Origin of the sequence: Bacillus sp. FSL K6-2869, assembly GCF_040869405.1 — a bacterium.
In the GTDB taxonomy this organism is placed as follows: Bacteria; Bacillota; Bacilli; order Bacillales; family Bacillaceae; genus Bacillus; species Bacillus altitudinis.
This window is the reverse complement of sequence record NZ_CP152035.1, coordinates 1,480,993-1,500,284: the sequence shown is the minus strand read 5'-3', so window position 1 is coordinate 1,500,284 and position 19,292 is coordinate 1,480,993. Positions and strand designations below refer to the sequence as shown.

Genomic DNA, 19,292 nt, shown 5'->3' with positions numbered 1-19,292 from the left:
ATGGTCAAACAGTGTGTATCCTGCCCCTCCCCCTTCTTTTTGATCATGACAAGTTTCATGGTGTTCTCATTAATGTAGTCAAATAAAGTTCAACATTTTGTCGTTTTTTGTAAAGGAAATGAAAAATGATTCTTTTGACTCAAAAGACTCAAGCCAAAATACATACGATAGATCCAAATAACATGCGGAAACAAGACTTTTATATCAATCAGACTCAGGATCTTCTCACCATGCAGACATAAAAAAACCCCTTCCTAAGGAAGGGGATGAATCGTGCTTGCTTATCGTTTGTTGCGGTTACGTAAGAACGTTGGGATATCCAATGTATCATCACTTGACTGTGTATTTTGTCTTGGTTGTGATGATGTTTGCTGATGTTCCTCACGTTTTACTTCACGCTTTGGTGGAATGGATTGATTTTGCTTTAATCCTTGTCCTAATGGATTTCTTTGAGGTTTTGTCACTTCCGGCTCTTGCTCAATAAAACCGGTTGCGATGACTGTGACCACAATTTCATCCTTCAAGTTATCATTAATGACAGATCCAAAGATCATGTTGACATCTTCATCAGAGGCTGATGCAACAATATCCGCTGCTTCTTGTACCTCATAAAGACTAAGGTTCGTACCACCAGTAATATTCATGATAACACCTTGTGCTCCATCAATCGCTGTTTCAAGAAGTGGTGAAGAAATGGCTTTTTTCGCTGCTTCAGCAGCACGGTTTTCGCCTGTTGCGACACCAATTCCCATAAGAGCTGAACCTTTGTTAGACATGATCGTTTTCACGTCAGCAAAGTCAAGGTTAATTAAACCTGGTGTTGCAATGAGATCTGAGATCCCTTGAACACCTTGTCTTAACACGTTATCTGCTGCACGGAATGCTTCAAGCATTGGCGTGTTTTTATCGACAATTTCAAGCAGGCGATCGTTTGGAATCACGATTAACGTATCAACTGCTTCTTTCATAGAAGCAATCCCTTCAACTGCTTGAAGCTGACGCTTTCTTCCTTCAAATGTGAAAGGACGAGTCACAACTCCAACTGTCAAGGCTCCAGAATCTTTTGCGATTTTCGCAATGACAGGTGCAGCACCCGTACCAGTTCCACCGCCCATACCGGCTGTCACAAAGACCATGTCAGCGCCTTTTAGGACTTCTTCAATTTGTTCTTTGCTTTCTTCAGCAGCTTTTTTACCGACTTCAGGATTCGCACCTGCTCCAAGCCCTCTTGTCAGCTTAGCACCGATTTGCATTTTTGTTTCTGCTTTTGATAAGTTTAACGCCTGTGCATCTGTATTCACTGCAATAAAATCGACACCCTGTACGTCATTTTCAATCATTCGGTTGACAGCGTTATTTCCGCCGCCACCTACACCGATTACTTTAATTGATGCTAGGCCGTCTATATTTGTTTCAAACTCCAACATGCTGAATCCTCCTAATCCGTCGAAAATCTAGTTCTATTCCCAGAACATATTAAATAGTTTTTTCATTTTGCCCGGTTTTTTATTTGTCTCTTGTTGCGCTTTTTGTTTCACTTTCGGTCTTGGCTGAGCTTCTTTTACTTGTGGTGTAGAAGAAACCGGCTCCATGGACGCGCCTACTTCATGAAATGCTTCATCCGGCATTTGGAATCCAACCTGTCTGCCCTGAATCTTTGCATTGCGATAAGCAAAATGGATCAGGCCCACTCCTGTCATATATTGAGGTTCCCTGACCCCAATATAATTAGGACTTGCGATTCTTACATTGTTTTGTAAGACCGTTTGTGCCAGAGAAAGGATACCTGGTATAGCTGCCTGTCCACCTGTTAGAACGAATCCGCCAGGCAAATCATGGACACCCATATTGCGTAATTCCTCTGCCACAAAAAGCAGAATCTCTTCCAATCGTGCTTCAATGATATTGGCTGCTTCAAGTTGTGTATACGTCTGTTTTTGGTCCGTACCGATGACGGAAACTTCAAATGTCTCCTCAGACGATGCCTCATCATAGAATGCATGCCCAAATTGCTTTTTGATTCGTTCAGCTTCTTCAGTGGAAGTTCTAAGTCCTATAGACAAATCTTTTGTAATGTTCTCTCCGCCCAATGGGATACTGTGAGTAGAATAGAGATGCCCGTTTTCAAATACGGATATCGTAGTAGAGCCGCCGCCAATATCGACAAGAGCTACCCCTAGATTTTTTTCATCTTTCGATAACGCTGCTGAACCCGATGCGAGTGGCTGCAAGCAAATATCCATAATTTCAATACCAGCCCGCTCTACACATCGGAGCCAGTTATGTAGAATCGTTTTAGAACCTGTGATTAACGATCCATCCACTTCTAGCCGTACACCTAGCATTTTTTTCGGATCTGTGATCTCATCTCTTCCGTCGACGATAAATTGTCTCGGAATTACGTCTACTACGAGATGTTCTTGCGGAATAGATACTACCTGTGCAGCATCCAAGACACGTCTCACATCTTCAGCATGTATTTCTTTATTTTCACTAGACACTGCGACCACGCCGCTCGTATTTTGAATATGAATGTGGTTTCCGTTAATTCCGACTATCGCCTTTTGTAAAGGAAAACCTACCATTCTCTCAGCCTGTTCAAATGCTTGTCTAATAGAATGAACTGTTTCATCTATATCAACAATCGATCCTTTTTTTAACCCCTCTGAAGGGACATTTCCAACACCTATAATGTTAAGCGAATCATCCGCCATTTCTCCGACGATGACTTTTATATTGGATGTACCGATGTCAAGGCTGACGTAAATTTCATTGTTGTTCATTCTATGGCACCTCCTCACATATCAATACTTTCTATTCTATTATTTGCTGAACAACAATACAATGAATGTGTTTTTACAAGTGTGTAACAAAACTTAAAAAATCAACATTTTTTATTAGGATTACTGAAAATATTCGTTACATCATATGTATATCCTTTTTTATGACTCACTTTTTTTCTTTTTTTCTCTAGAAATTGTCCATTTTGTTAGTAGAATTCTTCGAATAACGGCGATATTTTGAAACAATCTAACACCGAATGCAAACATTCCGACTAAATACAAGTCTACACCAAGATGGACGCCCAGAAAAGCTAAACTTATTGCGAGTATAATATTAAAGAAGAAACCTGATACAAACACTAGTTCATCGTATGCCCCTTGCAGATGTGCTCTGATTCCACCAATCAATGTATCAAGCGCAGCAAGTACAGCGAGGGAAAGATAGTTAGAATACTCATTCGGTATCGTAAAATTCGTTAAGAAACCGATCGCAACTCCTATGATTAAACCAAGTACAGGAAGCCACATTAAGATTTTCCCTCCTTTACATCGTCAAGAGGCTTCAATTCATTTAATTGAATTGTACCGTCAAATGCTTTTAAATGAATTTTTTTCTTCGGCGGTCTAATACTCAAACTGAAATTTTCCTGAGCAAACAAATCGCCAATATCTGATACATTTAAACGGCTGTATAATTTATCGGCCTGCTCACTGACCATCTTAATCGTGACTGTATCACCATCTATGCTGTAACCATCCATTTTCGTCGTACCATTAATATCTCGAATAACACTGGTGTTAATCACCCGGTGTTCATTAATGGAAATATGTTTTGCCCCAAACATATTGGCTTCGTTGATTAATTTTTTCAGAAGATCAGGTGGTATATTTTTGACTTCTTCTCCGGTAAGTTCCTTAGAAAAAAGCTGAGTAATTTCTATTTCAACTCCTTCACCCGTTACCTCTGTAAAACCAGCCTTTTCTTTCAAATCCTTCAACGTTTTTGTTAATTGTGCTTCTTTTGATTGATCTTCTTGGTTGCCATACTTTTTTAGCATTTCATCATATTTGTCAATTTCTTTCAATAAATCCAGTTCCTTACTTTTAGATGCGGATAAATCCTCTCTTAATTCCCAAACGTCTCGAGTATCGCGAACTTTAGGCTTTTGTAGAGAGTTAAACTGGATGGAGACCATGATGCCAAATATGACCATCAGGACTGTCAAACTAAGTAATGGCTTCTTTTTCCTCAACACCACTCACCTTTTCACATTTAATCTTTGTTTCTTAGAAGAGGATTCATACGAATATCCTTCTTTTCAATCGTCATGGAAATATGATCACTTGTCAGCTGATCAACCACCCCGCCTGCAATGTTTAATGCAGGAATTAAAACAGCTGGATCTCCAATAGCAGAAATGACAAATGGTGCTGGATGTTGAACACCATCAACCGTGACGACTGGACCGTTACAATGTATGTATGATTGGTGTGTGATTCTTTGTCCGTTTATAGCTACAGCAGATGCCCCTGATATAAATAGTTCGTTTATCACATGGAAAATGTGGCTCTCATGCACAATGTAATTATTGACATTTTGTCCACTCGGGATATAAGATGCATCTTCAAGAGATACTTTTACCCCTTTCCCTTTTACACCTATTTCTCCTGTAAACATTCTGTATTTCTCAACATCTTCCAAAACATTAAAATACTGCTCTTTTTCATTTTTCAAACCAAACTCTGTTGCTTGGACTTTTGATTGAAGACGATAAAGTTCTTTTTCAAGTTTTTGATTCGCCTTTTCTTGCTTTGTTAGCTCACTTTTCAAAGAATATTCTTTTTTCCATTGTTCTGTTCGATTGACATCTGCTCGATGCTGCTTCGTATATTGGTATGAAAAAGAAATCAGAAATCCAAGAACAAGCATTACAATTGAGAATATGACGGTTTTGCCTCTCAACGTTCATCTTCCTTTTTCTTAGATTTAAAAGCTTCAAAATACGTAGCTACTTCCATATGAATCGTACCTTTCTCAGAGGACGAAAGCTCTTTGACAATGGCAGGGTACGTCGTCATTTTATCTGCGAATGTTTTAATTGATGCAATAACGGTGTTTCCATCATTCATATAAAATTTAACGAGCCACTGATTGGAGCTAGTCGGTACGTAATATACTTCTGAGATTAGTTCCTGAATAGAAGCCGGCAGTTGATTTAGAGCTTTCACTGTTTGCTTCAATTTCTCTTTATTGTCCCAATCGACAAAAATAGGTCCTGCGTGACTTGGTGTTACTTCATCTGGCAAAGCCGTCCCGTTTTCAAGAAGCTCATAATAAAAATGTCCCTTTTGCAGATACGCAATATTTGCATACTCTTTGATAGCAATACTGACCTTATTAGGGAAATGTTTTTTGATACTGACACTTTTAATCAATTTATTTTGCTTTATATGGTCTGCTGTTATATCTTTATTTAAATTCCAAAACTCTGTCTCGCCTTCTTTAATTTGCGAAAGTTTAACGAGCTGTTTTGTTGGTACATGTTCATTACCGGTAATGGTTAAAGAAGAAATTTTACTGATTGGTGTTTGCAAATAGACAATAATTAAAACCATGATAAAAAACAGCAAAATAAAAGAGATTAATCTCCGATTCGCTTTCTGCTTCCTTTGTTCTTTAATTTTAGGGATTCGCTCTTCTATATTGACGATCTTTTCATTTTCATGATCAGGCCGCATATATACTCTTCACCTCATTCAAAGCTGCTTGTCCGCACCTTTGGATCATTCTTTATCTCATATTGATTAGAAAACAAACGGCATGAAAAAATGCCGTTTGTTTTCCTGTGATACCATCATTCATAAGTAGTAGCCTTTAATTTGCTTCACCAATAATTTCTACTTCTGTATGCATCTCTACATTGTAGTCATCTTTGATTTTCTTTTGAATGTACTGAATTAAGTTGAGCACATCTTGAGCCTTCGCCCCACCAGCATTGACAATAAAGTTTCCGTGCATATCAGAAATTCTAGCGCCGCCAATCTGATATCCTTTTAAATTCGCCTTTTCTACAAGCTGTCCTGCATATTCAGGTAATGGATTTCGGAAAATACTGCCGGCGCATGGTTTATTATACGGTTGTGTTTCCTTACGATAATCTTTATTTTGCTGCATTTTCTTTGTGATTTTTTCACGTTCGTCCTGTTTAAGCTTGAACACTGCTTCGAGAACAATTCCAGGGCGTTCCTTTTGAAGCACAGAAGTTCGATAGCTAAAGTTCATTTGCTCATTAGTTAACCACTCGATCGTTCCATCTTCAAATAAGACTCTCGCTTTCACAAGAATCTTGCTAATGTCAGATCCATGTGCCCCTGCGTTCATATAAACAGCGCCACCAATAGATCCTGGAATACCAGCTGCGAATTCCAATCCTGACAGCCCCTGCTTACTAAGAGACGTCGCGAGTCTTACAACTGAATAGCCTCCACCAACTGTAATTTCTTCATCATTGACAGTTAAGTGATCAAGCCCAGCGCCCAGCTTTAAAACGACCCCGCGAATTCCTTTATCAAGGACAAGTAAATTGGATCCTCTCCCAATGACCGTCCATTGAGTATCATGTTTTTTTACCTGATCCATAATTGTTTTGACAGCATCGATATCTTTAGGGATGACTAATAGATCGGCCGGTCCGCCTATCTTCATTGTCGTATGATTTGCAAGCGGTTCATTTTCAAGTACTTTACCAACTTGCGCTTCTAATAATTCATTCTTCAAGTTCTCCATATTACCCTCCGCCTTACCTCATATCATTCATCATGAAGTCGTAATTTCTTTTAACACATTATATAAACGTGTGGCCGCATCTGGTACTCCAAGTTCTTTTGTTAAACGGCTCATTTGATGTAGTTTCTCGTCATTACCAGCAATTTCATCAATTGCATGAAGCAAGCGATCTCCAGAAAGCTCTGATTCTCTTAAAACGATCGCAGCATCATGTTTTTCAAGTGATCTTGCGTTAATTTCTTGATGATTTGCGGTCACGTATGGACTTGGAATGAAGATGGTCGGAATTCCAAGTGCCGTCACTTCAGCAATCGTTGTGGCTCCCGCTCTTGCAACAATGACATCAATTGATTTTAAATACTCCGGCATTTGATGCAAGAAAGGCTTTGTGATCATATTCGGTGCTTCACCTTTTTCTTTTAATTCGTTCAGCACTTTTTCATAATGAACATCACCTGTAATATATAAAAGCTGATAGTTCTTTGCCTTTAATTCATCTTGCATGTCAATCACTGCTCGATTGATGGGAGCTGCACCTCTGCTCCCGCCAAAAATGAGAACCGTTTTTTTCTTCTCATCCAGCCCGAACTCTTTAAGAGATTTTCCCTCTTTAATAGAGACGACTTCAGAGGCTCTTGGGTTTCCCGTAAAAACAACCTTTTCTGAAGGAAAGTGTTCCTTTGCTTCTTCAAAACAGATGGCTACTTTATTCACATACCGTGCCAGAAACTTATTTGTGATGCCTGGCAGGCTATTTTGTTCGTGAATGATCGTCGGGATTTTTAGCTTAGACGCAGCATAAACAACAGGACCACACACATAACCACCTGTTCCAATAACAGCATCCGGCTTAAATTCTTTTAAATAAGATTTACTTTTTTGGACGCCCTTTAGAAACCTCATCACTGTTTTTACATTATCAAAGGAAAGCTTTCTTTTAAAACCTGAAATTTCAATTGATTTAAAAGGGATATTTTCTCTTTCTACAATTTTCTTTTCAAGCCCATTCTCAGTGCCAATATATAAAAATTCCACATCAGGATGCAGTCTTTTCACTTCTTTAATAAAAGCTAGAGCAGGATAAATATGCCCGCCTGTTCCGCCTCCACTAATAACTATACGCATTATACCATTTCCCCTCAATTTTTTTCTGCTCTGAACAAAGTATAAACCCTGTTTTAAACAACAGGGCTCCGTCAAAACCTGTAAAGAAGAGTCAATCATCATGTTTTCGAAACAGAAACTGCCATTTTCACTCTTCAAATCATTTTTTCATACTTTTGCAAAATAAAAGTCTATATGGTTACATGAACTATCAGCACATTAATATCTAGCATATCTGCTTACATTCAAAAGTACGCCGATTGCCATCAGCATTAATGTCAGTGATGAACCGCCATAACTTAAGAATGGGAGTGTGATGCCCGTCACAGGGATGAGACCAGTGACAACTGCGATATTAATCATTACTTGAATGGCAACCATTGAGATGATACCCACTGCCAAGAAACTTCCATATAAATCTGGTGCCCCGAGGGCTATTCTAATGCCTCTCCACAATAGAACACTAAAGAGAAGCAAAATGAGTGATCCACCTATAAATCCAAGTTCTTCAGACAATATAGCAAAGATAAAGTCTGTTTGAGGCTCAGGCAAATAGAAGAATTTTTGTCTACTCTGACCTAGCCCCATTCCAAACAGACCGCCTGGACCGACAGCGTATAAGGATTGAATAATTTGAAATCCGCTGCCAAGTGGATCCTCCCAAGGATTTAAATAAGATGTAATTCGTTTTATTCGATAGGGTGCTGATAAGACAAGTGCGGCAAATCCGCTAAGCCCTAAAAGACCGAGAAAGATAAAGTGAGCGATTCTCGCACCTGAAACAAATATCATAATAATACAGGTTCCAACCATAACCGTTCCTGTACCTAGGTCCGGCTGCAGCATAATGATGGCAAATGCAGAAAACACAATGCCTAGTGCTGGGGCGAAACCTTTACGAAAGGATGTGATATTCTTTTGCTTTTCAGATAAGAATTTTGCAAGAAACGCAATCATCGCAAGCTTCATAAATTCAGAGGGCTGAATACTAAACGCACCGACACCAATCCAGCTTCTTGAACCATTTCTCTCCATACCGATACCAGGAATCAAGACAAGCACGAGGAGGAGAAAACACACTGCAATCAGTATCTTTGACCAAGTCCGCCACGTCCAATAATCGACCCGCATAATAAAAAACATTGCGATAACTCCGATTCCGGCAAACAAAAGCTGTCTTTTTGCAAAATAAAACGAATCATCAAATTTATACGATGCCCACACAGCACTTGCGCTGTACACCATAATTAAACCAATCGTCAATAAAAGTAACGTAATGACAACAAGCAAAAAATCCGGAGAAGTTTTCTTATTCGTCAAGAGACCGACACCCCAAGCATAATTTCATTTGGGCTGTCAGTCATATGAGAGACAAGCCCTTATTTAAGCATATGCACGGCGTTTACAAACATGTCTCCACGTTCTTCAAATGTTTTATGCTGATCCCAGCTTGCACAAGCTGGAGACAATAAAATCACGTCTTCTTCTTCAGATATGCTAAACGCCGCAGGTACTGCTTGTTCAACATTATCGACATGTTTTACGTGATGTATTCCCAGCTCTTCACCAAGCTTCACAAACTTAGGCGCAGTCTCACCAAATGTAATCATTCCTTTTACATTCTTCATAAAAGGTTTTAATTCATCAAATTCATTGCCACGATCCAGTCCACCTGCTAGTAAAATGGTCGGCTGCTTGAAGGCAGACAAAGCTTTACTTGTTGCCAGTATATTGGTCGCTTTACTGTCATTATAAAATTTTCTATTTTGAATCGTCTCCACAAATTGCAAACGATGCTTCACTCCACTAAATGTAGTTAGAACTTGCGCAATCGCTTCGTTTGAGCAGCCTGCATTTTTTACAACACAAATAGCTGCTAGAATATTTTCTTGGTTATGCTCACCAGGAAGAACAACATCCTTGAGGTCAATGACATGTTCATTCATATAGTAGATGGCACCATCTTTAATAAACGCTCCATGTGCTACCGGCTCTTTAACAGAGAAAAACACTTTTTGCGCTTTCGAATCTTCTGCTAGTTTGACAACAGATGGATCATCTAGGTTAACCACAGCTATGTCATCTTCTTGTTGATGTGCATACACTTTTTGTTTTGCTTTTTCGTATTCTTCACGCGTGTGATGATAGTCTAAATGTGCGTCAAAAATATTTAATATTAAGCTGATTTTAGGTCTGAATTCAACGGTTCCCATTAACTGAAATGATGAGAGCTCAGTTACGATCCATTCATCGCCCGCTGCACGCGCGGCAACTTCACTTGCGACCGTTCCGATATTACCTGCTACCAATGTTTTTTGACTGTCTTTTTTCAACATTTCATAAATCAAAGTGGTCGTGGTCGTTTTTCCATTTGATCCGGTAATCCCAATAAAAGGAGATGAGGTCAAATGATACGCCAATTCTATTTCAGTCCAAACTGGAATTTTTCGACGAAGCGCCTCTTGAACCATCACATTCTCATAAGGAATTCCAGGGTTCTTAATTAAAATCGTAATTTCTTTATCGTCGAACATACGAAGAGGATGACTGCCACAAATGACATCAATCCCCTTTTCAGAAAGTAACTGAGCAGGCTCGTTTTCTTCAAAAGCTTTTTGGTCATTGACCGTCACATTTATTCCGTGCTCGTGAAGAATTGAGGCTGCCGCATATCCGCTTTTTGCAAGGCCTAGTACTAGTACATGTTCATCTTTTAACATTTGCATCCTATTCAATTATAACCACACCTCGATGTAAATTCCTAAAACAGCAAGCAATAAACCAGCTGTCCAGAAGGTGACAACTACTCTCCACTCAGACCAGCCAACTAACTCATAGTGGTGGTGAAGCGGGCTCATCTTAAAGATTCTTTTTCCAGTTGTTTTGAAGGAGATGACTTGAAGGATAACGGATAACGTTTCAACAACAAATACTCCTCCAATAATGACGAGTAAAATCTCAAGTTTCGTTAAAATGGCAATGGCCACTATGGCACCGCCTAAAGCAAGCGATCCCGTATCACCCATAAATACTTTTGCAGGATGCGCATTAAAGACAAGGAACCCAAGGACAGCGCCTGCTACTGCTACCGAAAAGATTGCCACATCATACTGAGATTGATTCCAAGCCAATATAGCAAAAGCTCCGAATGCAATAGCAGCTGTTCCAGATAATAAACCATCAAGTCCATCCGTAAGGTTTACCGCATTAGAACCACCGACAAGCATGAAAACGACGAGGATAAAGTATGCCCACCCTAAGTCAAAGCTGACATCTGTTCCTGGAATGCGAATAGTCGTTGCAAACTCATAATAATGGAAGACTGCATAGAAAATCACAGCAATCACAATTTGCCCGATCAGTTTTTGTTTCGATGTTAAGCCAAGATTTCGTTTCATCGCTACTTTAATATAATCATCTAAAAATCCTAATAATCCGTAGCCAAGGGTGACAAATAACAATAAAAACATTTCTGGACTAATCTCAGAGAATTTGTTAATCATCACGATCGTTGTAATTGTAATAGAAAAGATAATCATAATTCCACCCATTGTTGGGGTACCAGATTTCTTTTGGTGAGACTGAGGTCCTTCTTCTCTAATACTTTGACCAAATTTAAGCCTTCTTAAAAACGGAATAAAAATCGGGGATAAAAGAACACTGATTAAAAATCCCATTATGATTGTAAACAATATCACCTGTTCAAGCATTGTTCTTTACTCCTTCCGAATTTCCAAAGCCGTTTTCCATTAGAAAATAGCATTCATTATTATGATATTCATTCGTGTCTTTCGTATGTTGTTTTTGTACAAAATGCTTCATTTCATTACACTCTTTTCATCATTTTTAAGATTTGTTTAGATCTAAAATAGCGTCCGCTGCCACCTTGGCATCATCAAAGTCATAGACTTGATCACCAATGATTTGGTACGTCTCATGGCCTTTTCCAGCTATTAAGACTGTATCGCCCTTTTTTGCATTAGCAATGGCAAAAAAGATGGCCTGTTTCCGGTTCACAAAGCTGTGATAATAGGCGTTTGGTACGCCATTTTCCATGTCTTTCAAAATGGCTGATGGATCTTCACTTCTTGGATTATCTGATGTAAAAACAGGCTCATCTGCATATTTCACAGTGATTTGGGCCATCTGAGGGCGCTTGGTTTTATCACGGTCGCCCCCACAGCCAACTACACAGAAAATTCTACCTTCTGTTAATTCTCTGCACGTAGTCAGTACATTTTCTAAACTGTCAGGTGTGTGCGCATAATCAACGATGACTGGGAAGTCTTGATCAAAATTCACAAGTTCGAATCTTCCTTTGACTCCCTCAAGTTCTTCAATGGCACTAACGATCGTTTCAAACGTTAAGCCTGATACAATGCCTACTGATACAGCTGCTAGAATGTTATACACATTGAATTTCCCAATAAGGGCAACCGTCACGTTTTTTGTGCCGATTGGGGTGATCAAATCAAATTGTGTTCCCTTTGGTTTGATTTGAATGTTCTTTGCCATTACATCTGCTTCTTGCTCTAAGCCATACGTCATAATTTCAGCAGCTGTGACTTTTTCAAAATAACTAGACGCTTCATCATCTGCATTTAAAATGGCATGCTTCGGCTTATCGTGCTGAAAGGCACTTCCGAGCTGGGAAAAGAGCAAGCTTTTTGCATGTTTATATTCTTCCATTGTGTTGTGGTAGTCCAAATGATCTTGGGTAAGATTTGTAAAGACGGCAATATCATAATCACATCCATGAACACGCCCAAGATGCAAAGCATGTGATGATACTTCCATAATGGCCGTATCTACGTCTTGATCAAGCATCTGCTTAAAGGTCTTCTGAAGCGTGACACTCTCAGGTGTTGTGTTTTTCACTTCGAGAATTTCATCGTTTACCTTCATATACATCGTACCGATTAAACCTGTTTTTTTATCGGCTTTTCTCATGATTTGCTCAATCATGTGTGTTGTAGACGTTTTCCCGTTCGTTCCTGTAATACCAATTAGATTGAGTTGATGAGTTGGCTGTTCGTAAAAAGCATCTGCCATTCTTGCAAGTGCTCTTTGAGAGTGTTTTACAATAATGACTGGTACATCTGTTATGTGAAGTGGGTGTTCTGCTACAATCGCTGCAGCCCCGCTTTTCACTGCTTTTTCAGCGTAATCATGTCCATCTACTGTATAGCCTTTTATACAGACAAAAAGACTCCCTTTTTTCACTTCTCTTGAATCCATTTCAATGGAAGTAATCTCCGGATTTTCGTTTATCAGTTCACTGTTTTCACTTTTAAAGTATGTAAGGAGTTCTTGTAATTTCATTTCATATCAAACCTCTCAAATTCGTTCACGTGCATGTCTTGTGAAAAAAACACACAGTCTATATTTTATCGTAAAAAAAAGGATACATCCAGCGTATTCCTTAAGTTTCTCTTGGAAAAAGCACACTTTATGCTCTTTTTTTTAAGCGACCCTTCTCTTTCAACAAAAAGAGGCAGCCGAATGAGTGCGGCTACCCTCTGTTCATTCTTTATTATTCATCATTTAAGTATAATCGGATCGTGGAACCTTCTTTGACCTTTGTGCCGGCAGCAGGCGATTGCTTCACCACTTTGGTGCCAGTTCCTGAAGCATCAATCTTTAAATTAATCAGGAGTGATTCAAGGTCAGAAACAGATCCTCCTACAAGATTCGGTACCTCAATGGTTTTTGTGTCCAGCCATTGATACTTCTTTTCAATTTGTCCTTTTCTTTTTTTCACGCCCATTTCAGGCAGACTGTCTCGCATAATATGGCCCACAATAGGTGCGGCTACTGTCCCACCAAATTGAATCGTGCCTTTTGGGTTATCTACTGCTACATATACAACAATGCTTGGATCATCCGCAGGTGCAAACCCGATAAATGACACAATGTGGTTATTTTCCATGTACTTTCCGTCTTTTACTTTCTGTGCTGTTCCTGTTTTTCCGCCCACCCGATATCCTTCAACGAAAGCATTCCGGCCAGTTCCTTGAGCGACTACACTTTCAAGGGCATACCTGATTTCTTTAGACGTCTCCGCTGAAATGACTTTCTTCTTGGCAATTGGTGATTGCTTTTTCACTACCTCTTTTGTAATTGGATCGATCCATTCTTTTGCAATATACGGCGTGTAAAGCGTTCCTCCATTTACTGCGGCTGCCACTGCAGCCACTTGTTGAATCGGCGTAACAGATACACCTTGACCAAAGGCTGTTGTTGCCTGTTCTACAGGACCAACACGATCAAGCGGGAACAAAATTCCTCTACCTTCTCCTTGAAGGTCGATTCCTGTCTTTTGACCAAAGCCGAAATTTTTAATATAAGAAAATAGTTTATCTTTTCCAAGACGGTCGCCTAGCTCGACGAAACCTGGGTTACAAGAGTTTTGTACCACTTCTAGAAACGACTGTGATCCATGTCCTCCCTTTTTCCAGCATCTGAGCCTTGCGCCATCCACTGTCACAGATCCGCTGTCAAAAAAATGATCACGTTTTAAATTTACTTTATTTTCTTCTAGGGCAGCTGCCAGTGTAATGATTTTAAACGTCGATCCCGGCTCATATGTGCTCCACACTGGTAAGTTTCGGTTAAATACTTTTGGATCAACTGATTGATAGTCAGCCGGATCAAAGTCAGGTCTGCTCGACATTCCCAGCACCTCACCATTTTTCGGATTCATGGCAATGGCAATCATGCCATCTGGGTTATATTTTGCCTGGGCATTGTCTAGTTCTCGTTCGATGATGGTTTGCACTTTTGAATCAACTGTTAATTTCATATCAAGCCCATCTTTAGGCGGTGTATAATCATCTGCTTCATCTGGCATTTTCTGCCCTTTTGCATCAGAATAAAATTTCACAGAGCCTTTTTCACCTTTTAGGTCATCATCATAGTACGCTTCTAGCCCAAGTAAGCCTTGATTATCAATTCCAGCAAATCCTAATACATGAGATAAGAAACTTCCAAACGGGTAATGTCTGATGCTGTCTTCTGCTACATAGACTCCATCTAAATCAAGCTCTCTGACTTCTTTTGCTTTTTCATGAGATACTTTTCTCCCCTCTGGAGAAATTCGCTCTATAGACGTTTTCTTGGTGACATGCTTGTACGCTTTCTCCTCAGACATATTCAGTACTGCAGCTAATTTTTTGCTTGTTTCTGCTGGGTCTTTCACTTGCCGCGGCACGACTAAAATAGAGGGAGCACTTTTGTTCGTCGCAAGCTCCACCCCATTTCGATCCAAAATATCTCCTCGTTCTGGTTCAAATGGGAGGTTACGGCTCCATGAATCTTTCGCTAAACTTGTCAGCTTCTCGCCCATAATAAACTGCACATATCCTAATCTAGTATCTATGATGAAAAAAATGATCACCCCAAACAGCAGCACGAAAAGCAATCGTTTTCTCACTGTTACACTTGACACTCGCACGCCCGGTTCACTCCTTACATATGGCTTGTTTTCATCATATGCAGGCTCGTCTTTTTATAGAACGATCTCGTCCATCGCTCAAGCAAAAGAAAAAAACCTAGCAAATGATTTGCTAGGTTTTCAAGTTAATTTGGACTTTTGAAGGTCACTGTGACGACTTTATCTGAAATCTCCGCTCCACTTTTCACGCTTTGTTTGACAGCATATCCCTGTCCATTTGTTTCAATATGCACACCTGAAATAGACGCATATTGAAGAACTTCCCTTCTGGACCAGCCTGTCATATCAGGCATTTTAATGGTTTTCCCTGCTGTTTTCAAAAAGACTTTCTGGCTTTCAGAGAATTCAGAGCCCGCACTCGGCCATTGGCGTTTAATGGATAAACCGTCACCAATAACAACAGGTGATAACTTTTTGTTTTTTGCTTCTGTTTCTGCCTGTTTCACTTCTAAATCTAGGAATGACGGCATTGTTTCTTGTTTTATTTTCTGTTTGCCAGATTTTTTATCGTCTGTTTTTGTTGGTGCGATATTTAAATAGAGCAAACTATTTTTCATCACAGGGTTAAAGATTTCTGAAACAGGGGCAGAGCCTGTTTGTGTTTCAGATAGCTGAGGCTGTTGGACAGCCACATAAACGAGCAGCTTCGGATCATCTTTTGGTGCCATTCCCATAAATGAAAAGACGTAATCGTTTCTCCCTTGAAGGTAGCCGCCAGCACCGCCAATTTGTCCTGTACCCGTTTTCCCAGCGACATCAAAACCTTTGATTTGGTATGGCTGTCCTGTGCCAATTTTTGAGGAAACGACCTCACCTAAAATGTCACGGACTTGCTTCGCTGTATCAGAAGAAATTGGTTTTCCTGCTACTGTTGGTTCGTGCTGTAAAATTGTTTTGTTTGTGTTCGGGTCTGTAATATGATCGATTACATATGGCTTCATCATCGTTCCACCGTTTGCAATGGCTGTCGCCGCTTCAATTTGCTGAATTGGGGTAATCGCGGACGCCTGACCATAAGCAGTCGATGCTTTGTCATATTCGTATCTGAAATTGATTTTACTAGACGCTTCGTTTGGCAAGTCTATGCCTGTTTTGTCATAGAAATGGAATTTTTGCAAGTATTGTTCGTAGCGTGTGAAACCTAATTTTTCTTTTGCCAATTTCGCAAAAGCTACGTTTGAAGAACGTAGAACACCTTCATGAAAATCAATTTTTCCCCAGCCATTTCCGTTGTTATGGTCTCTTACAAGACCGCCGCCTACTTTATAAGTACCAGACTGATACTTGTCACTGCCTTGGTACACTCCTTCTTGGATAGCAGCAGCAAGTGTGAAAATTTTCATCGTTGAACCTGGTTCAAATGCGTAAGAAATGACATCGTTGTTATAATTCGTAATGTCGAGTTCATTTAAATTAAAGCTTGGCCGCTGTCCCATTGCAAGAACTCTTCCAGTTTTCGGATCAACGACTGTCGCAATGATTTTCTTCGGCTTATATTTTTTAGCGACCTGCGTCATACTTTCTTCAAGAAATGCTTGAATTTTTTGGTCGATGGTCAGTGTGACGTTTTTCCCGTCTTTCGGGGCAACGATGTCTTCTTTACTATTCGGAAGTGCCCATCCGCTTCTATCGCTGTTATACGTTACATAGCCATCTTTTTCTTTTAAATATTTATTCAGAGCCTTTTCTAGACCCATTGCGCCTGACATGTCCTTGGTGGCTTCATCTAATCTAGCATAACCGATTAAGTTCGAAGCAAACATGCCGTTTGGATAATACCTCTTTGTATCTTTTTCAAAGGCGATCCCAGGAAGTTTTAGCTTTTCAATTTTTTCCTTAGTTGAAAAACTAATATCCTTTCCGGCTTTACCAAACTCGACTTGGAACGCATCCTTTGTATTCAGACGCTTTAAAATTTCACTCTCACTCATATCAATGACCTTTGACAACTCTTTTGCTGTCTTTTCTTTGTCAACGACATGCATCGGATGCTTTGGATCGACCGTCATTTTCTTGCTCATGATCGCAATCAGTTTATACACAGATGTATCTTCCGCAATCACATTTCCATTTCTGTCTAAAATGGACCCTCTTTTGGCTTCCAGTGTTTTTTTCGATTGATATTGTTCATTGGCTTTTGCAGCTAACACTTGTCCATCGACGGTTCCCGTAATCTGAATATAAATAAAACGTGCAAGGATGATAAAGAAAAACAGGGCGAAGCAAATACTCGCAATTGCCGCGCCTCTGTTCATCATTTTATTCTTTTTAGGCATCGCCATGTTAATCGACCTTCTTAACATCTTTCGACATGCTTAAGCCTGCTTTTTTAGCGGCTTCAATGATTCTCTCTGGTTCACTTAGTAAATCTTTTTGCTTTTGCAGTTCAGTGATCTTTTTCGATTCTAAAGACACTTGCTGTTCTAGCTTCTGCACTTCGATATTTGCGTGATAAACAGCAAAGGCTTTCGAAATGATGAGGATCGAGCTGCACATGAGAGCCATGACAAACATGACAAGTAAGATTTTTTCACCAAGTGTAATAGAACCTCTTCTTCTAATCACAACCGATTGACCTTGCTGCTCGGTTTGATGTTGCTTTACTTCTCTTTGGTAAGCCAAATTACTCATAAGAAACCTCCTTTTTATCATCATCTATGGTGTCGTTTACTTTTTTTCTGCAATTCGGAGCTTCGCTGAACGGGCACGGTTGTTAAATTCCAGCTCTTGTTCTGATGCAACGATTGGTTTTCTCGTGATCAGCTTCAGTTTTGGTTCAAGTCCTTCTGGAATTACTGGCAGTCCGTGCGGAAGTTCTGGAAGAGAAGACATTTCTTTAAATGTACTTTTACAAATCCGATCTTCAAGTGAATGGAATGTAATGACAGAAATTCTCCCCTTCGGATTGAGTAACTCTATTGCTTGTTCTAGTGCTTCTTCAAATACTTTCAATTCATCATTTACGGCAATTCGGATCGCTTGAAATACTCTTTTCGCTGGATGTCCGCCTTTTCGTCTTGCAGGTGCGGGAATTCCTTCTTTAATAATGTCGACAAGCTCTCCTGTTGTTTCAATTGGCGCTTTTTTTCTGGCTTCTTCAATTTTGCGTGCGATTTGCTTGCTGAACTTTTCTTCCCCATATTTGTAGAAAATCCGAACTAGATCTTCAAATGGCCATTCATTCACCACTTGTTTTGCCGACAAAGCAGCGGTTTGATCCATTCGCATGTCAAGAGGTGCATCATGGTGATAACTAAAGCCTCTCTCTGGTGTGTCAAGCTGAGGTGATGAAACCCCAAGATCAAAAATCACACCGTCTACGCTTGTAATTCCTTGTTCATTCAGACGTTCTTTTAAATATCGGAAGTTGCTTTTTATGAAAAGAATGTTCGCTTTAACATGTGCGAGCTTCTCTCGTGCATGATCCAGTGCAGCATCGTCTTGGTCAAACCCAATCAATGTACCTTTTTCTGATAATTGAGATAGTAAATATGAGCTATGACCTGCGCCGCCTAGCGTGCAGTCCACATATGTACCGTCTTCTTTGACGTTTAAACCGTCAACTGTTTCTTTTAATAATACTGTCTCATGTTGAAACATGATGATATGGTCCCACCTTTTTCAAATAGAAATGAATGTGTAGAAAGCTTGCTGCACAAGGGATTATTATATATCAAATCCAATCATGTTTTCAGCAATTTCAGCAAAAGAATCTTCTTGCTCTTCTGTATATTGTTCCCAGATCGACTTACTCCACAACTCAATTCGATTTGAAACGCCGATGACCACACATTCTTTTTCGAGTTTTGCATATTGGAGTAGGTTGGATGCGATGTTAATGCGCCCCTGCTTGTCCAGATCACATTCAACTGCGCCGGAGAAGAAGAACCGGGTAAACGCACGTGCATCTTTTTTCGTTAGCGGCAGTGCTTTGAGTTTCTCTTCAATTAGTTTCCACTCACTCATAGGGTAGCCAAATAAACATTGATCAAGCCCTCTCGTCAGCACAAACTGTTCTCCGAGACCGTCTCTAAATTTAGCAGGGATGATCATGCGCCCTTTTGTATCAATCGTATGTTGGTATTCACCCATGAACATGATCATCAGAGCCCCACTTTCTCACCTATACTCTCCACTATCCACCACTTCTCTCCACAAAACTTAT

17 protein-coding genes are annotated in these 19,292 nt (G+C 39.8%); all 17 read right to left on the bottom strand.

The window, feature by feature from the left end:
• Positions 1 to 281: 281 nt before the first annotated feature.
• The 17 genes from ftsZ to mraZ all read right to left on the bottom strand — a co-directional run bounded on the left by ftsZ (position 282) and on the right by mraZ (position 19,225).
• Positions 282 to 1,427, bottom strand: a complete 1,146-nt coding sequence (gene ftsZ / locus MHI58_RS07680; RefSeq protein WP_045034241.1) for a cell division protein FtsZ — start codon at positions 1,425 to 1,427, stop codon at positions 282 to 284.
• 33 nt (positions 1,428 to 1,460) lie between these two features.
• On the bottom strand, positions 1,461 to 2,783 hold the full coding sequence (ftsA, locus tag MHI58_RS07675) for a cell division protein FtsA (protein WP_007499754.1): 1,323 nt from the start codon (positions 2,781 to 2,783) through the stop codon (positions 1,461 to 1,463).
• A 159-nt stretch (positions 2,784 to 2,942) separates the two neighbouring features.
• The gene (locus MHI58_RS07670) at positions 2,943 to 3,311 is read right to left on the bottom strand and encodes a small basic family protein (protein WP_003210988.1); all 369 of its coding nucleotides are present in this window, start codon (positions 3,309 to 3,311) and stop codon (positions 2,943 to 2,945) included.
• Positions 3,311 to 4,036, bottom strand: coding sequence for a DUF881 domain-containing protein (locus MHI58_RS07665; protein WP_007499758.1), 726 nt, complete (start codon positions 4,034 to 4,036; stop codon positions 3,311 to 3,313). Before MHI58_RS07665 ends, MHI58_RS07670 begins: the two co-directional genes overlap by 1 nt.
• A gap of 20 nt (positions 4,037 to 4,056) precedes the next feature.
• Positions 4,057 to 4,746, bottom strand: a complete 690-nt coding sequence (locus tag MHI58_RS07660; RefSeq protein WP_041507337.1) for a DUF881 domain-containing protein — start codon at positions 4,744 to 4,746, stop codon at positions 4,057 to 4,059.
• Entirely contained in the window at positions 4,743 to 5,522 is a 780-nt protein-coding gene (locus tag MHI58_RS07655) for a cell division protein FtsQ/DivIB (RefSeq protein WP_041507338.1), read from the bottom strand. Before MHI58_RS07655 ends, MHI58_RS07660 begins: the two co-directional genes overlap by 4 nt.
• 136 nt (positions 5,523 to 5,658) lie before the next feature.
• A complete protein-coding gene (gene murB / locus MHI58_RS07650; protein WP_045034240.1) occupies positions 5,659 to 6,570 on the bottom strand; it encodes a UDP-N-acetylmuramate dehydrogenase in 912 nt (303 codons plus the stop codon).
• Between the two features lie 30 nt (positions 6,571 to 6,600).
• On the bottom strand, positions 6,601 to 7,695 hold the full coding sequence (murG, locus tag MHI58_RS07645) for an undecaprenyldiphospho-muramoylpentapeptide beta-N-acetylglucosaminyltransferase (protein WP_045034239.1): 1,095 nt from the start codon (positions 7,693 to 7,695) through the stop codon (positions 6,601 to 6,603).
• Between the two features lie 198 nt (positions 7,696 to 7,893).
• Positions 7,894 to 8,994: a stage V sporulation protein E gene (gene spoVE / locus MHI58_RS07640; RefSeq protein ID WP_007499768.1), complete on the bottom strand. Its 1,101-nt coding sequence runs from the start codon at positions 8,992 to 8,994 to the stop codon at positions 7,894 to 7,896.
• 59 nt (positions 8,995 to 9,053) lie between these two features.
• Entirely contained in the window at positions 9,054 to 10,409 is a 1,356-nt protein-coding gene (murD, locus tag MHI58_RS07635) for a UDP-N-acetylmuramoyl-L-alanine--D-glutamate ligase (RefSeq protein WP_035700666.1), read from the bottom strand.
• Positions 10,410 to 11,384, bottom strand: a complete 975-nt coding sequence (gene mraY, locus MHI58_RS07630; RefSeq protein ID WP_007499771.1) for a phospho-N-acetylmuramoyl-pentapeptide-transferase — start codon at positions 11,382 to 11,384, stop codon at positions 10,410 to 10,412.
• Between the two features lie 136 nt (positions 11,385 to 11,520).
• Positions 11,521 to 12,996, bottom strand: coding sequence for a UDP-N-acetylmuramoyl-L-alanyl-D-glutamate--2,6-diaminopimelate ligase (locus MHI58_RS07625; RefSeq protein WP_168948673.1), 1,476 nt, complete (start codon positions 12,994 to 12,996; stop codon positions 11,521 to 11,523).
• A 211-nt stretch (positions 12,997 to 13,207) separates the two neighbouring features.
• Positions 13,208 to 15,127, bottom strand: coding sequence for a stage V sporulation protein D (locus tag MHI58_RS07620; RefSeq protein ID WP_045034237.1), 1,920 nt, complete (start codon positions 15,125 to 15,127; stop codon positions 13,208 to 13,210).
• A gap of 125 nt (positions 15,128 to 15,252) precedes the next feature.
• Complete coding sequence (locus tag MHI58_RS07615) at positions 15,253 to 17,403, bottom strand: penicillin-binding protein (protein ID WP_045034300.1); 2,151 nt, start codon at positions 17,401 to 17,403, stop codon at positions 15,253 to 15,255.
• A gap of 7 nt (positions 17,404 to 17,410) precedes the next feature.
• A complete protein-coding gene (gene ftsL / locus MHI58_RS07610; RefSeq protein ID WP_025207292.1) occupies positions 17,411 to 17,758 on the bottom strand; it encodes a cell division protein FtsL in 348 nt (115 codons plus the stop codon).
• 36 nt (positions 17,759 to 17,794) lie between these two features.
• Positions 17,795 to 18,727, bottom strand: coding sequence for a 16S rRNA (cytosine(1402)-N(4))-methyltransferase RsmH (gene rsmH, locus MHI58_RS07605; RefSeq protein WP_045034236.1), 933 nt, complete (start codon positions 18,725 to 18,727; stop codon positions 17,795 to 17,797).
• 66 nt (positions 18,728 to 18,793) lie between these two features.
• A complete protein-coding gene (gene mraZ / locus MHI58_RS07600) occupies positions 18,794 to 19,225 on the bottom strand; it encodes a division/cell wall cluster transcriptional repressor MraZ (RefSeq protein ID WP_003211163.1) in 432 nt (143 codons plus the stop codon).
• Positions 19,226 to 19,292: the final 67 nt, after the last annotated feature.